The following is a 20100-nucleotide window of genomic DNA, read 5'->3' as shown; positions in this document are numbered from 1 at the left end:
GATAAATTTCAATGGAAATCCGCCGATTAATGCGCACGGGTTGGCGATCGTCGGCTGGCCATTCGATCGCAGCTTTCGTGCACCTTTCGTGTGCATTCGACGCATGCGGATCGCCTGTCACAGAACGGTCGTTCGATACCCGGCAAATTCGGTAAGGATCTTTTGCATTCAGCGGACATTTCGCGGCGATCGCCTCTGCGATACTCCGACCGTGCCTGTGGTGCCGGCCGCCCCGAGCGGCCCCAAGGGCTTCATGTCGCTCCGGAGCGCCCCCGCGACATCAACGACAGACCAAAGCGTCAGAAACCAGCCATGTCTTCATCACGCATCCTCGCTCCCGCCCTGCGTTCGCTCGTCCGCACCGCCGACGAAGCCGCCGCGCTGATCCGTCCCGGCATGACCGTCGCCATGAGCGGCTTCACGGGTTCGGGTTATCCGAAGGCCGTGCCGGCCGCGCTTGCCGCCCACATCGACGCGGCGCACACGCGCGGCGAGGATTTCCGGATCAACGTGCTGACGGGCGCGTCGACCGCGCCGGAACTCGACGGCGCGCTCGCCCGCACCAACGGCATCTCGATGCGGTTGCCGTACCAGTCCGACCCGACGCTGCGCGACAAGATCAATAGCGGCGAAGTCGACTACCAGGACGTCCACCTGAGCCACGTCGCGCAATATGCGTGGTTCGGGCTGTACGGCGATCTCGACGTCGCGATCGTCGAAGTCGCGGGCATCCGCGAGGACGGGCTGCTGATTCCGTCCGCGTCGATCGGCAACAACAAGACGTGGCTCGAACGCGCGAAGCACGTGATCCTCGAGGTCAATGCGCGCCAACCGCTCGGCCTCGACGGGATGCACGACGTCTATTACGGCACCGCGCTGCCGCCGCACCGCAAGCCGATTCCGCTGACGAAGAGCGACGACCGGATCGGCGAGCCGTACCTGCGCTGCCCGGCCGACAAGATCGTCGCGATCGTCGAGACCGACGCGCCGGATCGCAGCAACGCGTTCTCCGCGCCGGACGAGACGTCGAAGCAGATCGCGCTGCAACTGATCGACTTCCTGCGCCACGAAGTGAAGCGCGGCCGCCTGCCGGAAAACCTGCTGCCGCTGCAGTCGGGCGTCGGCAACATCACGAACGCAGTGCTCGCGGAACTCAGCTCGGCCGGCTTCTCGAACCTGACCGCGTACACCGAAGTGATCCAGGACGCGATGCTCGACCTGCTCGACGACGGCACGCTGAGCTTCGCGTCGGCCACCGCGCTGTCGCTGAGCCCGGCCGCCGTGCAGCGCTTCGCCGACGAGATCGCGACGTTCCGCGAGAAGATCGTGCTGCGCCCGCAGGAGATCAGCAATCATCCGGAGCTCGTGCGCCGCCTCGGCTGCATCGCGATGAACGGGATGATCGAGGCTGACATCTACGGCAACGTGAACTCGACGCACGTGATGGGCACGAAGATCCAGAACGGCATCGGCGGCTCGGGCGACTTCGCGCGCAACGGCTACCTGTCGTGCTTCATGTCGGCGAGTACCGCGAAGGGCGGCGCGATCTCGCGGATCGTGCCGATGGCGAGCCACGTCGACCATACCGAGCACGACGTCGCGGTGGTCGTCACCGAGCAGGGCCTCGCGGACCTGCGCGGCCTGTCGCCGAAGCAGCGCGCGCGCAAGGTCATCGCGACCTGCGCGCATCCGGATTACCGGCCGATGCTCGAGGATTACTTCGAGCGCGCGTCGCACGACAGCTTCGGCAAGCACACGCCGCACCTGCTCGCCGAGGCGCTGTCGTGGCACGAGCGCTACGTGCGGACCGGGACAATGAAGGTCTGATGCAACCACCCGCGCCGGGCGCGCGTCGCGTGCGCCCGCCGTGATCGTCAATCCATCGCCGCGTGCGCGACATCGACGCTCGCCGTTTTCTGCGGCGGGCGGATCAGCAGCAACAGCGGAATCATCAGCAGCGTCGCGACGAACATCAGCTTGAAGTCGTTCAGGTACGCGATCATCGTCGCCTGCTGGTTGATCGTGCTGTCGAGCAGTGCGAGGTCGAGGCGGCTGCCGGACATTGCCTGCACGGCCGGGTTGAACGGCGTGATGTGGGCGGCGAGATCCGCATGCGAGACCTGCGTGTTGCGCGTCATCAGCGTCTGCACGATCGAGATGCCGATGCTGCTGCCGATGTTGCGCATCAGGCTGTAGGTGGCCGTGCCGTCCGCGCGCAGGTCGGGCGCCAGCGTCGAAAACGACAGCGCGCTCAGCGGCACGAACACGAGCCCCAGCCCGAAGCCCTGGACCACGCCCGGCCACACGATGTCCGATTCGGACAGCACGACCGTGTACTGCATCATCTGCCAGAGCGCGAGCGCGGAAATCGACAGCCCCGCGAGCAGCAGCATCCGCGCATCCACGTATTTCAGCAGCCTTCCGACGAACAGCATCGCGATCATCGTGCCGGCGCCGCTCGGCGCGGTGACGAGGCCCGTCGTCGCGACCGGGTAGCCCATCAGGTTCTGCAGCATCGGCGGCAGCAGCGCGCGCGTCGCGTACAGCACCGCGCCGACCACGAAGATGAACAGCGTGCCCGTGGCGAAATTCGGGTCGCGCAGCAATTCCGACTTGAAGAACGATGCCTTGCCGACGGTCGCCGTATGCACGAGGAAGAACGCGAAGCTGAGCGCCGCGACGAGCGCCTCGATGCGGATCTCGTACGAACCGAACCAGTCGAGCTGTTCGCCGCGGTCGAGCATCGCCTGGAACGCGCCGATCGCGAGCGCCAGTGTCGCGAAGCCGAATGCGTCGAATTTCACATGCGGGCGCGGCGCACGCGCGGGCAGGAAGGTCATCACGCCGGCCAGCGCGAACGCGCCGATCGGCACGTTGATGAAGAACACCCAGCGCCAGTTGTAGCTGTCGGTGAGCCAGCCGCCGAGCGTCGGGCCGAGGATCGGGCCGACCATCACGCCCATCCCCCAGATCGCCATCGCCTGGCCTTGTTTCTCGCGCGGGTTGATGTCGAGCAGGATCGACTGCGACAGCGGCACCAGCGCGGCGCCGAACACACCCTGCAGCAGCCGCGCGCCGACGATCTGCACGAGCGACTCGGCCAGCCCGCACAGCGCCGATGCGACCGTGAAGCCCGCGATCGAGACGATCAGCAGCCGCTTGACGCTGAGCCGGTCGGACAGCCAGCCGGTGAGCGGCGTCGCGATCGCCGCGGCGACGATATAGGAGGTCAGCACCCACGTGATCTCGTCCTGCGACGCGGACAGGGTGCCCTGCATATGTGGCAGCGCGACGTTCGCGATCGTGCTGTCGAGGGTCTGGATCAGCGTGGCGAGCATGATCGACAGGGTCAGCATCGGCCGGTTCAGGGCGGGCGAGGCGGGGACGTCGGCGGCGGGGTTCAAGCGGGTGTCTCCGTGGGGCGGTCGCCGTGGGCGGCGATCCGGCATGGCGCCAATTATAAGCATGCTTATCATGTATGTGCTTATCGCTGGAGCGCGAGCCGCGGGCCGATGACGGCTTGACCCTATAATCGGCGGATGGACAAGACCTACGAGAGCCGGATCGGCTACCTGATTTCAGACGTGGCCCGCCTGCAAGGACGCCTGTTCGACCGGCGCGCGAAGCGCATCGGGCTGACGCGCGCGCAAAGCCGTGTGCTCGCCTACCTGACGTGGAAGGGCGAGATGAATCAGGCGCGGCTCGCCGAATGGCTCGAAATCACGCCGATCTCGCTCACGCGGCTGCTCGACCGGATGGAAAGTTATGGCTGGATCGAACGCATCTCGAACGACGACGACCGTCGCGCGTTCGTGATCCGGCTGACCGACAAGGCGCGCGAGATCTTTCCGCAGATGCTCGAAGTCGGCGATACCGTCACCGACGACGGGCTGCGCGGCTTCACGCCCGACGAGCGCGATACGCTGGTACGGCTGCTCGGGCGCGTACGCCACAACCTGATCGACTGCGGCGGGGAGTGACGGACATGGCCATCCGGGCGCGCCGGGTGGCAGGATCGAAAACGACGAGAACGGCGGAGACAGGGCACCGGCACGACGCATCGCAGGCTTCGGCGATGCTGGCATGGCACCCGCAAAGCCGCATGTTCAACGGCCCAGCGCCGCGAGCGCGAACGCCGCCAGATAGAGACCCACACCGTACGACAGATGCGTGACGATGCTGCGCCGGCGCGCGACGCCCGGATGCGGCGTGCGCGATGCCGCGATGCCGAAGCCGAACGCGGGCTGCATCACGAAGAACGGCGCGACCATGCTGGCGAGGCCGGCGACGAGCGCGGGCAACGGCGTCGGCGTGCCGATCCACGCCGTGCCCGCGATCGCGACGGGCAGCGCCGCGAACGCGATGCCGATCGTGTAATGCGCGATCCAGCCGACTGCGCGCTCGCCCGGCACGGGCGGCGCGGCGACGATCGACACGTGCCGGAACCGTCCGCGCGTCATGTGGCCGATCCAGCGGCCGACCAGCGCGTAGTCGAGCGACGGAATGCCGAACGCACGCCGCCGGAACAGCGCCCATAGATCCATCACGAGCGTGGCGCCCGCGCCGATCAGCAGCAGGTCGAACAGGATATCGGTCGGGCTCATCGGGCGCCTCCGCGGTGGACGGCGACGGCGACACGGCGCAGTGGAAGGCGGGTTGGGTTCAGCGGTTTCATGATGGTCCAGGCTTGTCTTTACGGAGTCGAGCGACTATCTTGCTACCTCAAGTTCACTTGAGGTCAAGCATGAGCCGTCTGGACATTGCGGAGGTCGCGCGTCGCACGGGATTGCCCGCATCGACGCTGCGCTATTACGAGGAAAAGGGGCTGATCGTCCCGATCGGCCGGCACGGGCTGCGGCGGCAATACGACGAGTCGGTGCTGGAGCGCCTGGCGCTGATCGCGCTCGGCCGCGAGGCCGGTTTTTCGCTCGACGACATCCTTGCGATGGTCGGCACCGACGGCCGGCCCGCGATCGATCGCGCGAAGCTCGACGGCAAGGCCGACGAACTCGATCTCACGATCCGCCGCCTCGGCGCCGTGCGCGATGCGCTGCGCCATGCGGCCGTGTGCCCGGCGTCGAACCATCTCGAATGCCCGTCGTTCCAGAAGCTGCTGCGCATCGCCGCGCATCGTCATCCGGTGCGCCGCACGAAGGCGGAAGGCGCTTAGGCGGTCGGCCCGCGCGATGCGCGTCATCGGCGGGATGCAGGGGAGGTCCGGAGGCAGGGTGGCGCGCCGCGCTACACCCGTCCGGACGTCGCAAACAGGAACAACGGGGTTGCCGCGTGTGGTTTTTCTTTCTGCTTTACGTGCTTCCGGCCGCGTACGCGGCATCGAAGGTCGGGCCGCATTACGGGTTTCTCGCCGGGTTCGCGACGCTGGCCGCCGTGCTGGCGACGCAGACCGCGCTGCTGACGTGGGGTGCTGCCTGGGTGAAACGGCGGCGTGCGGCCGCCGCGCCGCCTGCGACGATCGTGCCGGCCGACCTCCTTGAGGCCGAGCCGGATGACGAGCCGGACGTGCGGTTGCGATTCGGCGAGCATGCGCGATTCAAGCAACTGGTGCTGGTGGCCGACGACACGCGGCTCGACGTCACGCGCCGTTTCTACGACGAGTTGAAGCGGGGAATCGAATCGTTCGTGGAGGTCGACGCAGGTTGCGACAGTTCGGGCGCGGCGATGGTTTCGGTGGCCGAGCTTGCGGCGGCGGACGACACGCTGACCGTGTTCGTGTCGAACGACGGTGCGTGGTCGGGGTTCCGCGTCGGCGACGACGGCTTCCGGTTTCGCCACGGCGCGATCACGAGACTGCAACTCACGCTGGTGATGCCGCTGCGCTGGGTGGGCGGCTACATGGTGACGTTATGGTTTGACGTGCCGAACCGGGAAAGGGCTGCCGAATACGTGTCGCATTCGACGTTGTTCGATCTCGATCTGGAACATTCCGATCGTCGTTCACGTGCGCTCACTCATGCGTGTCGCGAGATCGCGTCCGTGCTCGACGCGGCATTCGACGTCAGCGAAGCCTCCGACGCATGACTCATCCCGCGTAATACACGCGGCATTCCCTCTCGCGCCCGCGCACGATGCGCTTGCCGACGAGCGAGCCGAACGTTTCGGTGAAGACGGTGCGCTGGTGCTCGCACTGCGCGGCGTCGTAGAAATAGAGTGACACCCAGTTCGTGGGGCGGCCGGCTTCCGGCGTGCGCGCGGCGGCCAGCAGGCACAGCGCCGTGAAATGCCAGCCGCCTTTGGTCATGTGCATCACGGGCGGCGGCACGTAGCCGTCCGCGTTCAAGCGCCGGTGCGCGAGCGTCGGCAGCACGCCGGCGGCCGCCTTGTTGCGGTACAGGCGGTCGATGTAGAGCAGCAGTTCGACCGGCGGTTCCGTGCCGGGGCCGGCGTCTTGCGCGTGGCCCTGCCAGCGCCGGCGGCGGGTTAGCACGTCGTCGAGCGCGCTGCGGATGCCGGCCGCGCGCCGCGGGCCGACCCCCGAGATCGTCTCGAGCTGGCCGTTGCGGGCCGCGCGTTCGAGTTCCTCGAGCGTATCGATATGCAGCAGGTCGTGAATGCGCAGCGCGAGCCCGTGGCCGATGCCCGGCACGGCTTCGAACGCGGAGGCGCGTTCAGCGTCACCGCACAGGCGGTCGAGCTGGCGCCAGCGCCCGGTCACCAGCAGCTCGGCGATGGCCTGCGCAACGCCCGTGCCGATCTCGGGCAGCGCGCCGAGCGTATCCACGCCACCGGCCTCGAACAGCGTGCGGATGTCGTGGTCGAGCGCATCGACCGTATCGGCCGACGCGCGGTACGCGGCGACCCGATACGGATTCGCACCCTGGTCGGCCAGCCGCTGAGCGGCCTCGCGCAGGCATGCCGCGATATGCCGGTTTTCCTCGTACGTTTGGCTGATGGTCGTCTGCATGGCGCGGGACCTGGGGAAGCACAAACGAAATGGACGCGGCGAGCGATGCGCCGGTCGGCCTTTCACCATTGTCGCGGTACGCGATGAACAAAACTTGACGCACGTCAATGGCAAACGTAGCACATGCGCGAAGCGCACGGTCGTGCCGGCAGATGGCACGACCGTGCGTCGCTTGACCCGATCACGCGTCGAGAAACGACTGCGCGTTCTCGGCCTCGGCGGCCGTGCGCAGCGTGGCGAGCGCGCGCTTCTCGATCTGCCGCACGCGCTCGCGCGACATGCCCGCGTCGTGCGCGATCGCGTCGTACGTATCGGGCTCGGTGCCGCCGAGGCCGAAGCGCCGGCGCAGCACGTCGGCCTCGGCCGGCGTGACCGACCGGAGCAGCGACGTCACGCATTCGCGCATGCGCGTGTCGGCCAGTTGCTCGAACGGGCTGGCCGACGCCTGGTCCTCGATCAGATCCACGAGGCCGGTGTCCGCGTCGGGCAGCGGCGTGTCGATCGAGAGGGGCTCGGCGGGCAGCGCGAGCACCGCGCGCAGCTTGTCCTCGTCGAGGCCGGTTTCGGCCGCGAGTTCGGCCGGCGTCGCCTTGCGGCCGGTGCGCTGGCGAAAGCGCAGCGCATGCCGCTGCACGCGCTGATACTGGTCGCCGACGTGCACGGGCACCCGGATCGTGCGCGAGCGATCCGCGACCGCGCGCGTGATCGCCTGGCGGATCCACCAGGTCGCGTAGGTCGAGAACTTGAACCCGCGCCGGTATTCGAATTTCTCGATCGCGCGCATCAGGCCGAGGCAACCGTCCTGCACGAGATCGGGCAGGTCGACGCCGCGGTTCATGTACTTGCGCGCGATCGACAGCACGAGCCGCAGGTTCGCCTCGAGCATCGCGCGGGTGGCGTCGTGCACTTTCTGCTGGCCGTCGCTCAGCGCAGCCGCGAGTGCCCGTCGCGCGACCGCGTCGAAGCGGGCGCTTTCGCCGGTGGCTGTGTCACGCGGCGCTGCCGCAAGCGCGCGCACGACGCGGCTCGCGTCGTCGACGGCCGGCGCGACCCACGCGATCGAACCGAGCAGGGCGGCCATGCGGTTGCGTGCGTCGCGGTATTCGTCCGAACGGCAGCCATGCACAAGCAGTGCGCCGCGCAACGCAGAGACGGCTGCCTGCAGTGCGTCGTAGCTGGCGGGCAACGGCGTGTCGGCGGTGTCGTCATCGGACGGACCGGTTGCGGCGGCCGCACCCGTCGCGCGGTGACGCGCAAGCAGCGCGTCGACCGCCGCCGGACAGCCGGCCACCGCGTGCAGCACCTGGTGGCGGCCCGTCTCGATCTCGCGGGCGAGCACGATTTCGCCTTCGCGCGTGAGCAGCGATACCGCCTGCATGCGCCGCATGTAGAGCGCGAGCGGATCGGTCGACGCGCTCGTGCCGCGAGCGAGGTCGCCGAGCACGGCCCGGCCTTCGTCGAGCGCGTCGCGATCGACGTCGACAGGCGCCGTGCCGGCAAACGGCGCGGGCGCGGCCGGCTCGTCGAGCACGGCGATGCCGATGTCGGCGAGCGCGGCGCGCACGACCTCGAGCGCGTCGGGGCTGTCGCTTTCGGGCGGCAGCGCGTCGACGAGGTCGGCGTGCGTCAGATAACCCTGTTCGCCGGCAAGCGCCAGCAACTGGATGATCGGATCGAGCGGCGAGTCCGCCCGGGGAGTGGGGCGTGGCGTAGTCATGTCGATGGCGGCGTGAGCCGCGTTCCTGTCTGGGCGGGCCGAAGTCCGCCTGGTTCTGGCAACCCGGGTGTCCGCGAACGCCCGTTCGCGCCGGTCAGCCTGACATCGTTCAAGTTGAGGGCATTTCCGCCAACTTCAACGCGGGTGCGGCAGACGTGCCGGCACGCGCCATGCTCGCACGACCGTCCGGTGCAGGAAACAAAAAGTAACCGATCATACCCGCGGAAATCTGCAGGGGACGTAAGCTAGAGTCAAGCGCGCGCCCGGCGGCGACGCGCGGATTCTGCCGGAGCATGAGATGAACCCGATTCCCGCCGCGAGGCCTGCCGTCATCGCGCTCGCCGCGCTGACGCTCGGCGGCTGTTACTACACGAGCCCGTACGGCTATGCGCCTTATTACGCGCCGGTGCCCGCCACGTTGACGCAGCGCGAAATCCCGGTGGCACCGGCCCCATCCGGTCCGGCCCTTTCACCGGTGCCCGGCACGCCGGCCGACGTCGACGCGCAGGCACCTGTGTATGTCGCACCGGCCTATGTGCCGCCGCCGTATCCGGTCTACTACCCCGCATACTACCCGGGCTGGTACGGGCCGCCCGTGACGATCGGCTTCTGGGGCCGTTGGGGCGGCGGATACTGGGGTGGCCGCGGCGGTTACTGGCACCGCCCGTGGGGCGGCGGGCATTGGGGTGGCGGCGGCCATCGGCACTGACCGGCGCGCGGCGGTACCGCGCGGGAGAGCATCATGAGCAACACGATTGTCCGAAGTCTGTGCGTCGTCCTGCTTGGCCTCGCGGCCGCGCCGGGCGTCGCCGATGCGCAAAGCAGCGCTTATACGAATTCGCCGGCCGAACTGTACGCGGGGCCGGCACCCGATTATCCGGTGGTCGCGCAGATCCCGCCCGATACGGCGCTGGATGTGTTCGGCTGCCTGAGCGACTACTCGTGGTGCGATGTCGCGCTGCCGGGCGTGCGCGGCTGGATCGATGCGCAACTGCTCGAATATCCGTACCAGGGCAGCTACGTGCCGATGCTGGAATATGGCGCGATCATCGGTGTCCCGATTACCGGATTCGCGATCGCCGCGTACTGGGATCGCTACTATCGCAACCGGCCGTGGTTTCACGACCGCGATCGCTGGGCGCATCGTCCGGAGCCGAGGCTCGGCCCCGGAGGCATGCCGCCGGGACAGGGGCGTCCGCAACCGGGCGGGACGATGCAGGTCGCACCGGGCGGCCCGCCCGCGCAGCATGACGCACGGCCGTCGGCCGCACGCGGTGGCTGGAACGGTGCGATCCGCACGCCGCCGCCGCAGGCACCCGCGCCGATGCCGAACGCCGGCGGTAATGCCCGTCCGGCGGGCCCGCCGCCGGCCGTGCTGCATGCGCCGACCGGGCCGGGCGGAGAGGCGCGCACGATGCCTCCGCCGATGCGCCAGGGCGGTGGAGGGGGCGGTGGTGGCTACGGTGCGCGGCCGCAAGGCGGTGGAAACGGCGGCGGCAGCCACGGTGGTGGTAGCGGCGGTGGTGGCGGAGGCGGTGGCGGTGGTGGCACCGACGAGTTCCGTCACTGACGGCGGCAGCGCCGCGGTTTCTCCCGGAGCCGGACGAAAAAAAGCCGCTCCGTAGAGCGGCTTCTGGATCGGGCGAGCGGGCGGCTCTGAGCAGCCCGCGCCCACTCCGTCAGTCGTCGAGCAGCGACAGGTCGCGCACCGCACCCTTGTCGGCCGACATGACCAGCTTCGCGTAGGCCTTCAGCGCTGCGGATACCTTGCGCGGGCGCGGCTGCGCCGGCTTCCAGCCCTTTGCGTTCTGCTCTTCGCGGCGGCGCGCCAGTTCCTCGTCCGACACCAGCACGTTGATCGTGCGGTTCGGGATGTCGATGCGGATCTTGTCGCCGTCGCGCACGAGGCCGATCGCGCCGCCTGCTGCCGCTTCCGGCGAGCAATGGCCGATCGACAGACCCGACGTGCCACCCGAGAAGCGACCGTCCGTCAGCAGCGCGCAAGCCTTGCCGAGCCCCTTCGACTTGATGTAGCTGGTCGGGTAGAGCATTTCCTGCATGCCGGGGCCGCCCTTCGGGCCTTCGTAGCGCACGATCACCACGTCGCCGGCCTTGACCTTGTCGTTCAGGATGTTTTCGACCGCTTCATCCTGCGATTCGGTGACGTGAGCCGAGCCCTCGAACACGAGGATGCTCTCGTCGACGCCGGCCGTCTTCACCACGCAGCCGTCGAGCGCGATGTTGCCCGTCAGCACGGCGAGGCCGCCTTCCTTCGAGAACGCATGCTCGTACGAGCGGATGCAGCCTTCGGCGCGGTCGAGGTCGAGGCTCGGCCAGCGCGTGTCCTGGCTGAACGCGACCTGCGTCGGGATGCCGGCCGGGCCGGCCAGGTAGAACTTGCGGACCGCTTCGTCCTGCGTGCGGACGATGTCCCACTGGTCGAGCGCGTCCTTCAGCGTCGGTGCGTGCACGGTCGGCACGTCGGTGTGCAGCTTGCCGGCGCGCTCGAGCTCGCCGAGGATCGCCATGATCCCGCCTGCGCGGTGCACGTCCTCGATGTGGTACTTGTTCGTGTTCGGCGCAACCTTGCACAGCTGCGGCACGGTGCGCGACAGGCGGTCGATGTCCTTCATCGTGAAGTCGATGCCGGCTTCCTGCGCGATCGCCAGCAAGTGCAGGATCGTGTTGGTCGAACCGCCCATTGCGATGTCGAGCGTCATCGCGTTCTCGAATGCCGCGAAGCCGACCGAGCGCGGCAGCAAGCGCATGTCGTCCTGCTCGTAGTGCTGGCGCGTCAGTTCGACGATGCGGCGGCCGGCGCGCTTGAACAGCTGTTCGCGATCGGCGTGCGTGGCCACCACCGTGCCGTTGCCGGGCAGCGACAGGCCGAGCGCTTCGGTCAGGCAGTTCATCGAGTTCGCGGTGAACATGCCCGAGCACGAACCGCAGGTCGGGCAGGCCGAGCGTTCGACTTCGGCGACTTCGGCGTCGGAATACGACGGGTCGACCGCGATCACCATCGCGTCGACGAGGTCGAGCTTCTTCAGTTCGACGGTCTTGGTGATCGGGTTCGCGAGGCGCGTCTTGCCGGCTTCCATCGGGCCGCCCGACACGAAGATCACCGGAATGTTCAGGCGCATCGCGGCCATCAGCATCCCGGGCGTGATCTTGTCGCAGTTCGAGATGCACACCATCGCGTCCGCGCAATGCGCGTTCACCATGTATTCGACCGAGTCGGCAATGATGTCGCGGCTCGGCAGCGAATAGAGCATGCCGTCGTGGCCCATCGCGATGCCGTCGTCGACCGCGATCGTGTTGAATTCCTTCGCGACGCCGCCGGCAGCCTCGATCTCGCGCGCAACCAGCTGGCCGAGATCCTTCAGGTGCACGTGCCCGGGCACGAACTGCGTGAACGAGTTGACGACCGCGATGATCGGCTTCGAGAAATCGTCGTCTTTCATGCCGGTGGCGCGCCACAGCGAGCGCGCGCCTGCCATGTTGCGGCCGGCGGTGGAGGTTTTGGAACGGTAAATGGGCATTGTCGTTGCTGAAGAAATATCGCGGGAAAAGGGTGGAGGCACGGGAATAAAGGCCTCTCTCGCGCCCGTGCGAACAACCTCTTGAGCTGCGCCCTGGGCAAACCGCACGATTATCCCACAGCCGCCGGGCGCGTGGCGCCCGCGGGGCCGGCAACCGGCGCGTGCGGCGTGCCCGGCGCGCAATGCGCGGGCGGCCGCGGCACGCCCGCGCGACCGTCCGGATCGCGCGTTGATCGGCGATGAATGCGCGCGGCTTCCGCCCGCCGGCGTCAGTCGAGCAGCGTCAGGATCTCGTCGTACAGCGCCTTCGGAATCCGCACGCCGTTCGCGATGCTGCGCGCGCGGGCGTCGAAGCGCCGTTGCGACGGCAGCCGCGCGCCTTGCGCGACGATCGAGCCGAACATCCGCTCGCCGCGCGCGAGCCCCGCGTCGAGATCGTCGCCGAGGAACACCTTCGGGTCGAACGCAATCACGAGCTCGCCGTGGCACGGCGTCGCGCCGACGCCTTCGTCGAAGTCCATCGATTCCCGGCTCGTCATGTCGCCGATCAGCGCGCCGCCGAGCAGTTCGACCATCGCCGCGAGCGCCGAGCCCTTGTGGCCGCCGAACGTACGCATCGCACCCTGCAGCGCGGCCTTCGGGTCGGTGGTCGGCTGGCCGTCGGCGTCGATCGCCCAGTGCGGCGGAATCGCCTTGCCTTGCTTCGCGTGCAGCTCGATGTCGCCGCGCGCGATCGCGCTCGTCGCGAAATCGAACACGAATGGCTCGCCGCCCGGGCGCGGCCATGCGAACGCGATCGGGTTCGTGCCGAACACGGGCTCGCGCCCGCCTTCCGGCGCGACCCAGCTATGGCTCGGGTTCATCGCGATGCCGACCAGTCCCTCGGCCGCGATCGCCTCGACCTCGGGCCACAGCGCGGAGAAGTGGTAGCAGTGATTGATCGCCATCGCGGCGATTCCGTGCTGCTTCGCCATCTCGACCAGCACGGGCAGCCCGGTTTCGAAGCTCAGCAGCGAGAAGCCGCGATGCGCGTCGACCGCGACGATCGACGACGACAGCCGACGCAGCGTCGGCACGGCCTGCGGATCGACCTTGCCCTTGCGCAGCGAACGCACGCACACGAGCAGCCGGTACACGCCGTGCGAATGGCATTCGTCGCGCTGGCCCTGCGTGATCACGTTGGCGATGGCATGCGCGTGCGCATCGGACATCCCGTTGTGCGTCAGCACGCGCAGCGCGAGCGCGTGGACTTCATCGAGCGACAGGACGACTTCGGTGGTGTGCTCAGACATGGTTCGCCTCCCGCGGCGCGGGCACGCCGTCGATGCGTTGCGGCACGTTCAGCGGATTACCGTCGCGGATCGCGTCCGGCAGCAGCGCGTCCGGCAGGTCCTGGTACGACACCGGGCGCAGGAAGCGCTCGATCGCGCGTGCGCCGACGGAGGTCGTGCGCGTGTCGGAGGTTGCCGGGAACGGGCCGCCGTGCACCATCGCATGACCGACCTCGACGCCGGTGCCGAAACCGTTAACGAGAATGCGGCCGGCCTTGCGTTCGAGCGTGGGACGCAGCGTGGCGAACAGCGGCGCGTCGCCGTCGGCGAGATGCGCGGCGATCGTCAACTGGCCTTCGAGCGACTTCAGCACGCGATGCAGCATGTCGGCGTCCGGGCAGCGCACGATCAGCGAAGCAGGGCCGAACACTTCCTCGCGCAGTTCGGGGTGCGCGATGAACGCATTGGCCGACGTCGCGAACAGCGCCGCGCGGGCCTGATGGCGGCCGCCTTCGGCGCCTTCCGCCAGCAGCTCGACCGCCTCGTGATCGCGCAGCGCCGTGACGCCGTGCACGTAGCTCGCGTGGATGGGGGGCGTCAGCATCGTCTGCGCGGCCGCCGCGCGCACGGCATCGGCCGCCGTGGCTTCGAACGCGCGCAGCGCGGGGCCGTCGACGGCAAGCACGAGGCCCGGGTTCGTGCAGAACTGGCCGGCGCCGAGCGTGAGCGACGCGACGAACTGCGGCGCGATCGTAGCGTGGCGCGCATCGAGCGCGGCGGGCAACAGCAGCACCGGATTGATCGAGCTCATTTCCGCGTAGACGGGAATCGGCTCGGGGCGCGCGGCCGCGATGTGCATCAGCGCGACGCCGCCGCGGCGCGAGCCGGTGAAGCCGACGGCCTTGATGCGCGGATCGGCGACGAGCGCCTGGCCGATCTCGCGCGACGCGTCGAACAGCAGCGAGAACACGCCGGCCGGCATCCCGCATTCGCGCGCGGCCTGCTGGATCGCGCGGCCGACCAGTTCCGACGTGCCCGGATGCGCGGAATGCGCCTTGACGATCACCGGGCAGCCGGCCGCGAGCGCCGAAGCGGTATCGCCACCGGCGACCGAGAACGCGAGCGGGAAGTTCGACGCGCCGAACACGGCGACGGGCCCGACCGCGACGTTGCGCAGGCGCAGGTCGACGCGCGGCAGCGGCTTGCGCTCGGGGCGCGCCGGATCGATCCGCGCATCGAGAAAACCGCCGTCGCGCACGAGCGACGCGAACAGCCCGAGCTGGCCGACCGTGCGGCCGCGCTCGCCTTCGACGCGGGCGCGCGGCAGGCCCGTTTCGGCGACGCAGCGCTCGATCAGGTCGTCGCCGAGCGCCATGATGTGGCGGCCGATCGCGTCGAGAAACGCGGCGCGCGCGTCGAGACTCGTTTCGCGGTACGTGTCGAACGCGTCGTCGGCGAGTGCGCAGGCCGTCTCCAGGTCGTGCAGGCTCGCGCCGCCGAAAGCGGGTTCGAGCCGTTCGCCGGTCGCGGCGGCGATCGCGTGAAGGGTGCCGTTCTGTCCGGTGACGGCGGACGGGCCGATCAGGAGCTGACCTGTGATTTGCATGGTTTTCCTCGGAAAAAACAGGGGCCGGGCGTGGGGCGCCCGGCCGAAGGGATGGTGTGAAAGGGGAGACGGGCGCGTCAGTCCTCGTCGTCGTCGAGTTGCAGCTTGTCGGAGCGGACGCCTGTGTTGGCGCCCCAGTAGTAGATGACCAGCGCGACGGCCGCGACGACGACCGTGTCGTACGGATGCGCGAGCTGGCCCGTGCCGCCGAAGCCGCCGAGATACGACAGGACGATCATCGCCGCATAGAACGCGATCAGCCACGCGGAAGAGCGCACCTGTTCGGCGAGGCTCAGGTGCGCGGTCGGCACCCAGCGGCGGCACGCGAGATAGATGACGAACATCACGATCTGCAGGCCGAGCAGCCAGGACACCGTGCTCCAGCCCGACCAGTAGACGATCAGCGCGGCGATCACGAACGACGCGGGCCCGGTGATGCCGAACGCGCTCGCGCGGAACGGCCGAGGCAGGTCAGGGGCGGTGCGTCGCAGTGCGGCGACCGACACGGGCGCGACCGCATAGCTCAGCACCAGCGCGGCCGACACGATGTTGATCAGCGCTTCCCACGACGGGAACGGCATCGTCCAGAAGATCGCGAGGCCGAACGTGAGCCACAGGCCCGCGCGCGGGATGCCCGACGCTTCGTCGACGCGCGTGAACACCTTGAAGAAGGTGCCCGTCTTCGCCCAGCCGTAGACGACGCGCGGCGTCGCGTTCATGTAGATGTTGCCGCAGCCGCTCGGCGAGATCATCGCGTCGGCGACGACCATCACCGCGAGCCAGCCGACGCCGAGCGCAAGCGCGATGTCGCGGTACGGCAGCGAAAATGCCTTGCTCACGTCATGCCAGCCGCCCGCGAGCATCGCGGTCGGAATGCTGCCGATGAACGCGAGCTGCAGCAGCACGTAGATCAGCGTCGACAGCAGGATCGACAGGATCAGCGCGATCGGGATCGTGCGCTGCGGATTACGCACCTCGCTCGCGACCGACACGATCGGCGTGAGCCCGAGGTACGCGAAAATGATGCCGCCCGCGGACACGGCCATCTCGATGCCCGGCATGCCGAACGGCGCGAAGCCGTGCACGGTCAGGTTCGCGGGCTTGAAGAACGTGAACAGCACGCCGATCACCGCGAGCGGCACGATGAACTTGAAGATGCTGATGATGTTGTTCGCCTTCGCGAACGTCTTCACGCTCGAATAGTTCAGGTAAAAGAAGAAGCACAGCAGCGCGGCCTGCACGAGCCAGCCGATCGTCGTCGGGTCGCTCGATCCTTCGACGGTCAGGCCCGGAAACCACGCGGCCGCATATTGGCGTGCGGCGACGACTTCGATCGCGATCAGGCTCGAAAAGGCGATCAGCGTGATGAAGCCCATCAGGTAGCCGAGCAGCGGGCCGTGCGAGAACACCGGATAGCGGACCACACCGCCCGCGCGCGGCAGCGCGGCGCCGAGTTCGCAATAGACGATGCCGAGCAGCAGCACCGCGAAGCCGCCCAACAGCCACGAGAAGATGCCGGCCGGGCCCGCGATCGTCGACACGTGACTCGCGGCGAACAGCCACCCCGAACCGAAAATGGCGCCGAGACCGATGAACGTGAGATCGGTCAGCGACAGCTGTTTCTTGAACTTGCCGTGACCCGCGTCGGGGTGCGCGGAACCGGAAAGCGGGACGGACGGGTGAGCATTGCCTTGGCCTGGCATGGGCTTGTCTCCTGGGGGAATGGCGGTGCAGGCGTCGAGTGCGCCGCGCTCCGACGGAGCAGCGGCGCACGCCTGCCGGCCGGCGTCGCCCGGTTCGAACGACCGGGGCGGGCCCGTGTGGGCCATGCCGGACCGGAGACGGCGGCGCGAGGGGGAAAACCTTGCGCCGCCGCCGGGGAGAATCGGTCAGAGACCGACGTCGGGCAATGCCGGGCGCGTTTCGAGCGCCTTCGCGACGATCGCCTTCACTTCCGCGAGCGTGTCGCCCTGCAGCGCGAGGCGCGGCGGACGCGTGATCGCGCTGCCGCGGCCGACCAGCTCTTCGCACAGCTTGATGCACTGCACGAGATCGGGGCGCGCGTCGAGGTGCAGCAGCGGCATGAACCAGCGGTACAGCGCGAGCGCTTCGTCGAACCGCTTCTGCTTCGCGAGGCGGAACAGCGTCTCGCCTTCCTTCGGGAACGCATTCGACATGCCCGACACCCAGCCTTCGGCGCCCACGGCAATGCTCTCGACCACGACGTCGTCGAGGCCCGCGAACAGCACGAAGCGATCGCCGACCGCATTGCGCAGGTCGATGAAGCGGCGCGTATCGCCCGACGAATCCTTGAAGCAGACGATGTTTTCGCAGTCTTGCAGCGCGATCAGTACGTCGGGTGTCACGTCGTTCTTGTAGATCGGCGGGTTGTTGTAGACCATCACCGGCAGGTCGGTGCTCGTCGCGACCGCGCGGAAGTGCGCGGCGGTTTCGTGCGGCTTGGCCGAGTAGACGAGCGCGGGCATCACCATCACGCCGTCGACGCCGACGCGCTGTGCTTCACGCACCGTGTTGCGCGCGAATTCGGTCGTGAACTCGGCGATGCCGGCGATCACCGGAATCTTGCCGCCGGCCGCATCGCGCGCGGCTTCGATCACCTGGAGTTTCTCGCTCGTCGACAGCGACGTGTTTTCGCCGACCGTGCCGCAGACCACGAGGCCCGACACGCCGTCGTTCACCAGGTTCTTCACCACGCGGTGCGTGGCGTCGATGTCGAGGGAAAAGTCCGGCTTGAACTGGGTGCTGACGGCCGGGAAAACCCCGGTCCACTGAATGGCTTTGCGGCTCACTGAAATCTCCTACGTTCGTATCGGTCGGCCGACAGGTGTGTCGGTGTGGCAACCAGTATCGCCGCGCAAATGCCCATCACGCTTGAGTCGTATCGCGGAGCAAAATGACGAAATCGGCACAGCGGCCGGACGGCGTGCGAAGGGCGCCTCGCACTATGCCGATTTCGTCGTCGTCCTCATCGAAAAGCCACAAGCGGACGGACGCGCGACAGAGGAAGCTATGCTCCTTTCCCCACTTCGGAAGGCTCATGATGAAGCGCATCCAGATCATCGATTCGCACACGGGCGGCGAACCCACTCGGCTCGTCGTGTCCGGCTTTCCGTCGCTCGGCAACGGCACGATGGCCGAGCGCCGCGACGTGCTCGCGCGCGAGCACGACCGTTACCGCACCGCGTGCATCCTCGAGCCGCGCGGCAGCGACGTGCTGGTTGGCGCGCTGCTGTGCGAACCCGTGTCGCCCGACGCGGCGGCCGGCGTGATCTTCTTCAACAATAGCGGCTATCTCGGGATGTGCGGGCACGGCACGATCGGCGTCGTGCGCACGCTGCATCACATGGGGCGCATCCGCCCCGGCATGCACCGGATCGAAACGCCCGTCGGCACCGTCGAGGCGACGCTGCACGACGACCTGTCGGTCAGCGTGCGCAACGTGCCCGCGTATCGCCACGCGCAGGGCGTCGCGGTCGACGTGCCGGGTTACGGCCCCGTGAAGGGCGACATCGCGTGGGGCGGCAACTGGTTTTTCCTGATCAGCGATCACGGGCAGCGCGTCGCCGGCGACAACGTCGCGGCGCTCACCGCGTATGCGTCGGCCGTGCGCGAAGGGCTCGAACGCGCGGGCATCACCGGCGCGAACGGCGACGAGATCGACCACATCGAGCTGTTCGCCGACGATCCCGCGCACGACAGCCGCAGCTTCGTGCTGTGCCCTGGCCTCGCGTACGACCGTTCGCCGTGCGGCACCGGCACGAGCGCGAAGCTCGCGTGCCTCGCGGCCGACGGCAAGCTCGCGCCGGGCGCGGTGTGGCGGCAGGCGAGCGTGATCGGCAGCGTGTTCCAGGCGAGCTACGAGCAGGCCGACGGCGGCATCGTGCCGACCATCCGCGGCAGCGCGCACCTGAGCGCGGAAGCGACGCTGCTGATCGAGGAAGACGATCCATTCGGCTGGGGCATCGTGTCGTGAGCGAAACAAGGACCGACGTCGTCGTGATCGGCGCCGGCATCGTCGGCGCGGCGTGCGCGCACGAACTCGCGCAGCGCGGGCTGCGCGTGCTCGTCGTCGACGACGCGAGCGGCGGCGCGACCGGCGCGGGGATGGGCCATCTCGTCGCGATGGACGACAACGCGGCCGAGCTCGCGCTGAGCCATTACTCGATCGAGCTGTGGCGCGCGTTGAGCGGCGAGATGCCGGAAGGCTGCGCGTACCGCAACTGCGGCACGCTGTGGCTCGCGGCCGATGCGCACGAGATGGATCTGGCCCGCGCGAAGCAGGCGACGCTTGCCGCGCACGGCGTGGCGGGCGAGCTGATCGGCGCGGCGACGCTCGCGCAACTGGAGCCGATGCTGCGCGCGGGCCTCGGCGGCGCGCTGAAGATACCCGGCGACGCGATCCTCTATGCACCCGTCACCGCGAACTGGTTGCTGCAGCGCGCACCGCGCATCGCGTTGCGCCGCGACAGGGCCGTTGCGGTCGATGGCCCGAGCGTGACGCTCGCGAGCGGCGACACGCTGCGTGCGGAACGCGTGGTCGTCGCGAACGGCGTCGCGGCCCGCACGTTGCTGCCCGAGCTGCCGCTGCGCCCGAAAAAGGGCCATTTGCTCATTACCGACCGCTATCCGGGCCAGGTGTCGCACCAGCTCGTCGAGCTCGGTTATGCGGCGAGCGCGCATGCGAGCGACGGCACGTCGGTCGCGTTCAACGTGCAGCCACGTCCGACCGGCCAGCTGCTGATCGGCTCGTCGCGCCAGTTCGACACCGAGGATGCCCGCGTCGAGCCGCCTGTGCTCGCGCGCATGCTGCGCCGCGCGGTCGGATATCTGCCGGATCTGGTCGACCTGAACGGGCTCCGCGCATGGACGGGATTCCGTTCGGCGAGCCCCGACGGCCTGCCGCTGCTCGGCGAGCACCCGGCGCGGCCGGGCGTGTGGCTCGCGGTCGGGCACGAAGGGCTCGGCGTGACAACGGCGCCGGGCAGCGCGCGGCTCGTTGCCGCGCTGATGACCGGCGAACGGCC

17 protein-coding genes are annotated in these 20100 nt (G+C 68.7%); 8 read left to right on the top strand and 9 right to left on the bottom strand.

Annotation, left to right across the window (positions count from 1 at the left end):
* Positions 1-312: 312 nt before the first annotated feature.
* Entirely contained in the window at positions 313-1827 is a 1515-nt protein-coding gene (locus ACTRWB_RS11015; RefSeq protein WP_446901903.1) for an acetyl-CoA hydrolase/transferase family protein, read from the top strand.
* Between the two features lie 47 nt (positions 1828-1874).
* Here the strand turns inward: ACTRWB_RS11015 and ACTRWB_RS11010 are convergent, their stop codons facing one another.
* Positions 1875-3356: a DHA2 family efflux MFS transporter permease subunit gene (locus ACTRWB_RS11010; protein ID WP_446902044.1), complete on the bottom strand. Its 1482-nt coding sequence runs from the start codon at positions 3354-3356 to the stop codon at positions 1875-1877.
* 183 nt (positions 3357-3539) lie between these two features.
* On the opposite strand from ACTRWB_RS11010, the gene ACTRWB_RS11005 reads away from it, so the two are divergent.
* On the top strand, positions 3540-3980 hold the full coding sequence (locus ACTRWB_RS11005) for a MarR family winged helix-turn-helix transcriptional regulator (RefSeq protein WP_129517143.1): 441 nt from the start codon (positions 3540-3542) through the stop codon (positions 3978-3980).
* 126 nt (positions 3981-4106) lie between these two features.
* On the opposite strand, the gene ACTRWB_RS11000 is transcribed toward ACTRWB_RS11005, so the two are convergent.
* On the bottom strand, positions 4107-4604 hold the full coding sequence (locus tag ACTRWB_RS11000) for a DUF2938 domain-containing protein (RefSeq protein WP_446901902.1): 498 nt from the start codon (positions 4602-4604) through the stop codon (positions 4107-4109).
* 140 nt (positions 4605-4744) lie between these two features.
* Between ACTRWB_RS11000 and ACTRWB_RS10995 the strand changes: the two genes are divergently transcribed.
* Entirely contained in the window at positions 4745-5170 is a 426-nt protein-coding gene (locus ACTRWB_RS10995) for a helix-turn-helix domain-containing protein (RefSeq protein ID WP_446901901.1), read from the top strand.
* Between the two features lie 116 nt (positions 5171-5286).
* The gene (locus ACTRWB_RS10990) at positions 5287-6039 is read left to right on the top strand and encodes a hypothetical protein (protein WP_446901900.1); all 753 of its coding nucleotides are present in this window, start codon (positions 5287-5289) and stop codon (positions 6037-6039) included.
* A 1-nt stretch (position 6040) separates the two neighbouring features.
* Here ACTRWB_RS10990 and ACTRWB_RS10985 read toward each other — a convergent pair whose 3' ends face one another.
* Positions 6041-6922, bottom strand: a complete 882-nt coding sequence (locus ACTRWB_RS10985; protein WP_129517147.1) for a helix-hairpin-helix domain-containing protein — start codon at positions 6920-6922, stop codon at positions 6041-6043.
* A gap of 181 nt (positions 6923-7103) precedes the next feature.
* A complete protein-coding gene (locus ACTRWB_RS10980; protein ID WP_446901899.1) occupies positions 7104-8639 on the bottom strand; it encodes a sigma-70 family RNA polymerase sigma factor in 1536 nt (511 codons plus the stop codon).
* Between the two features lie 298 nt (positions 8640-8937).
* On the opposite strand from ACTRWB_RS10980, the gene ACTRWB_RS10975 reads away from it, so the two are divergent.
* Together ACTRWB_RS10975 and ACTRWB_RS10970 are read left to right on the top strand one after the other, a co-directional pair.
* Positions 8938-9348, top strand: coding sequence for a hypothetical protein (locus ACTRWB_RS10975; RefSeq protein WP_446901898.1), 411 nt, complete (start codon positions 8938-8940; stop codon positions 9346-9348).
* 33 nt (positions 9349-9381) lie between these two features.
* Complete coding sequence (locus ACTRWB_RS10970; protein ID WP_446901897.1) at positions 9382-10209, top strand: SH3 domain-containing protein; 828 nt, start codon at positions 9382-9384, stop codon at positions 10207-10209.
* 109 nt (positions 10210-10318) lie between these two features.
* Here ACTRWB_RS10970 and ilvD read toward each other — a convergent pair whose 3' ends face one another.
* From ilvD to ACTRWB_RS10945, 5 genes are all read right to left on the bottom strand, one after another.
* Positions 10319-12178 (bottom strand): dihydroxy-acid dehydratase, encoded by a 1860-nt coding sequence (gene ilvD, locus ACTRWB_RS10965; protein ID WP_412024760.1) that lies wholly within the window; start codon positions 12176-12178, stop codon positions 10319-10321.
* Positions 12179-12447: 269 nt separating this feature from the next.
* Positions 12448-13470, bottom strand: coding sequence for an Ldh family oxidoreductase (locus ACTRWB_RS10960; protein WP_446901896.1), 1023 nt, complete (start codon positions 13468-13470; stop codon positions 12448-12450).
* Positions 13463-15055 (bottom strand): aldehyde dehydrogenase (NADP(+)), encoded by a 1593-nt coding sequence (locus ACTRWB_RS10955; protein WP_446901895.1) that lies wholly within the window; start codon positions 15053-15055, stop codon positions 13463-13465. The genes ACTRWB_RS10960 and ACTRWB_RS10955 overlap by 8 nt, the downstream gene beginning before the upstream one ends.
* Positions 15056-15132: 77 nt before the next feature.
* Positions 15133-16758 carry an APC family permease gene (locus ACTRWB_RS10950; protein ID WP_343495317.1) on the bottom strand — a complete coding sequence of 542 codons (1626 nt, stop codon included), beginning with the start codon at positions 16756-16758 and terminating at the stop codon, positions 15133-15135.
* Between the two features lie 186 nt (positions 16759-16944).
* Positions 16945-17865, bottom strand: coding sequence for a dihydrodipicolinate synthase family protein (locus tag ACTRWB_RS10945; RefSeq protein WP_011547925.1), 921 nt, complete (start codon positions 17863-17865; stop codon positions 16945-16947).
* 251 nt (positions 17866-18116) lie between these two features.
* Here ACTRWB_RS10945 and ACTRWB_RS10940 point away from each other — a divergent pair, with 251 nt between their 5' ends.
* Positions 18117-19049, top strand: a complete 933-nt coding sequence (locus ACTRWB_RS10940; protein WP_446902043.1) for a 4-hydroxyproline epimerase — start codon at positions 18117-18119, stop codon at positions 19047-19049.
* Positions 19046-20100: NAD(P)/FAD-dependent oxidoreductase (locus ACTRWB_RS10935; protein ID WP_446901894.1), on the top strand; the 1055-nt coding region annotated here is incomplete at its 3' end. The genes ACTRWB_RS10940 and ACTRWB_RS10935, both read left to right, overlap by 4 nt.

It is taken from the genome of Burkholderia sp. YIM B11467, from assembly GCF_052952715.1.
This window is presented reverse-complemented; position numbering and strand designations above follow the sequence as displayed.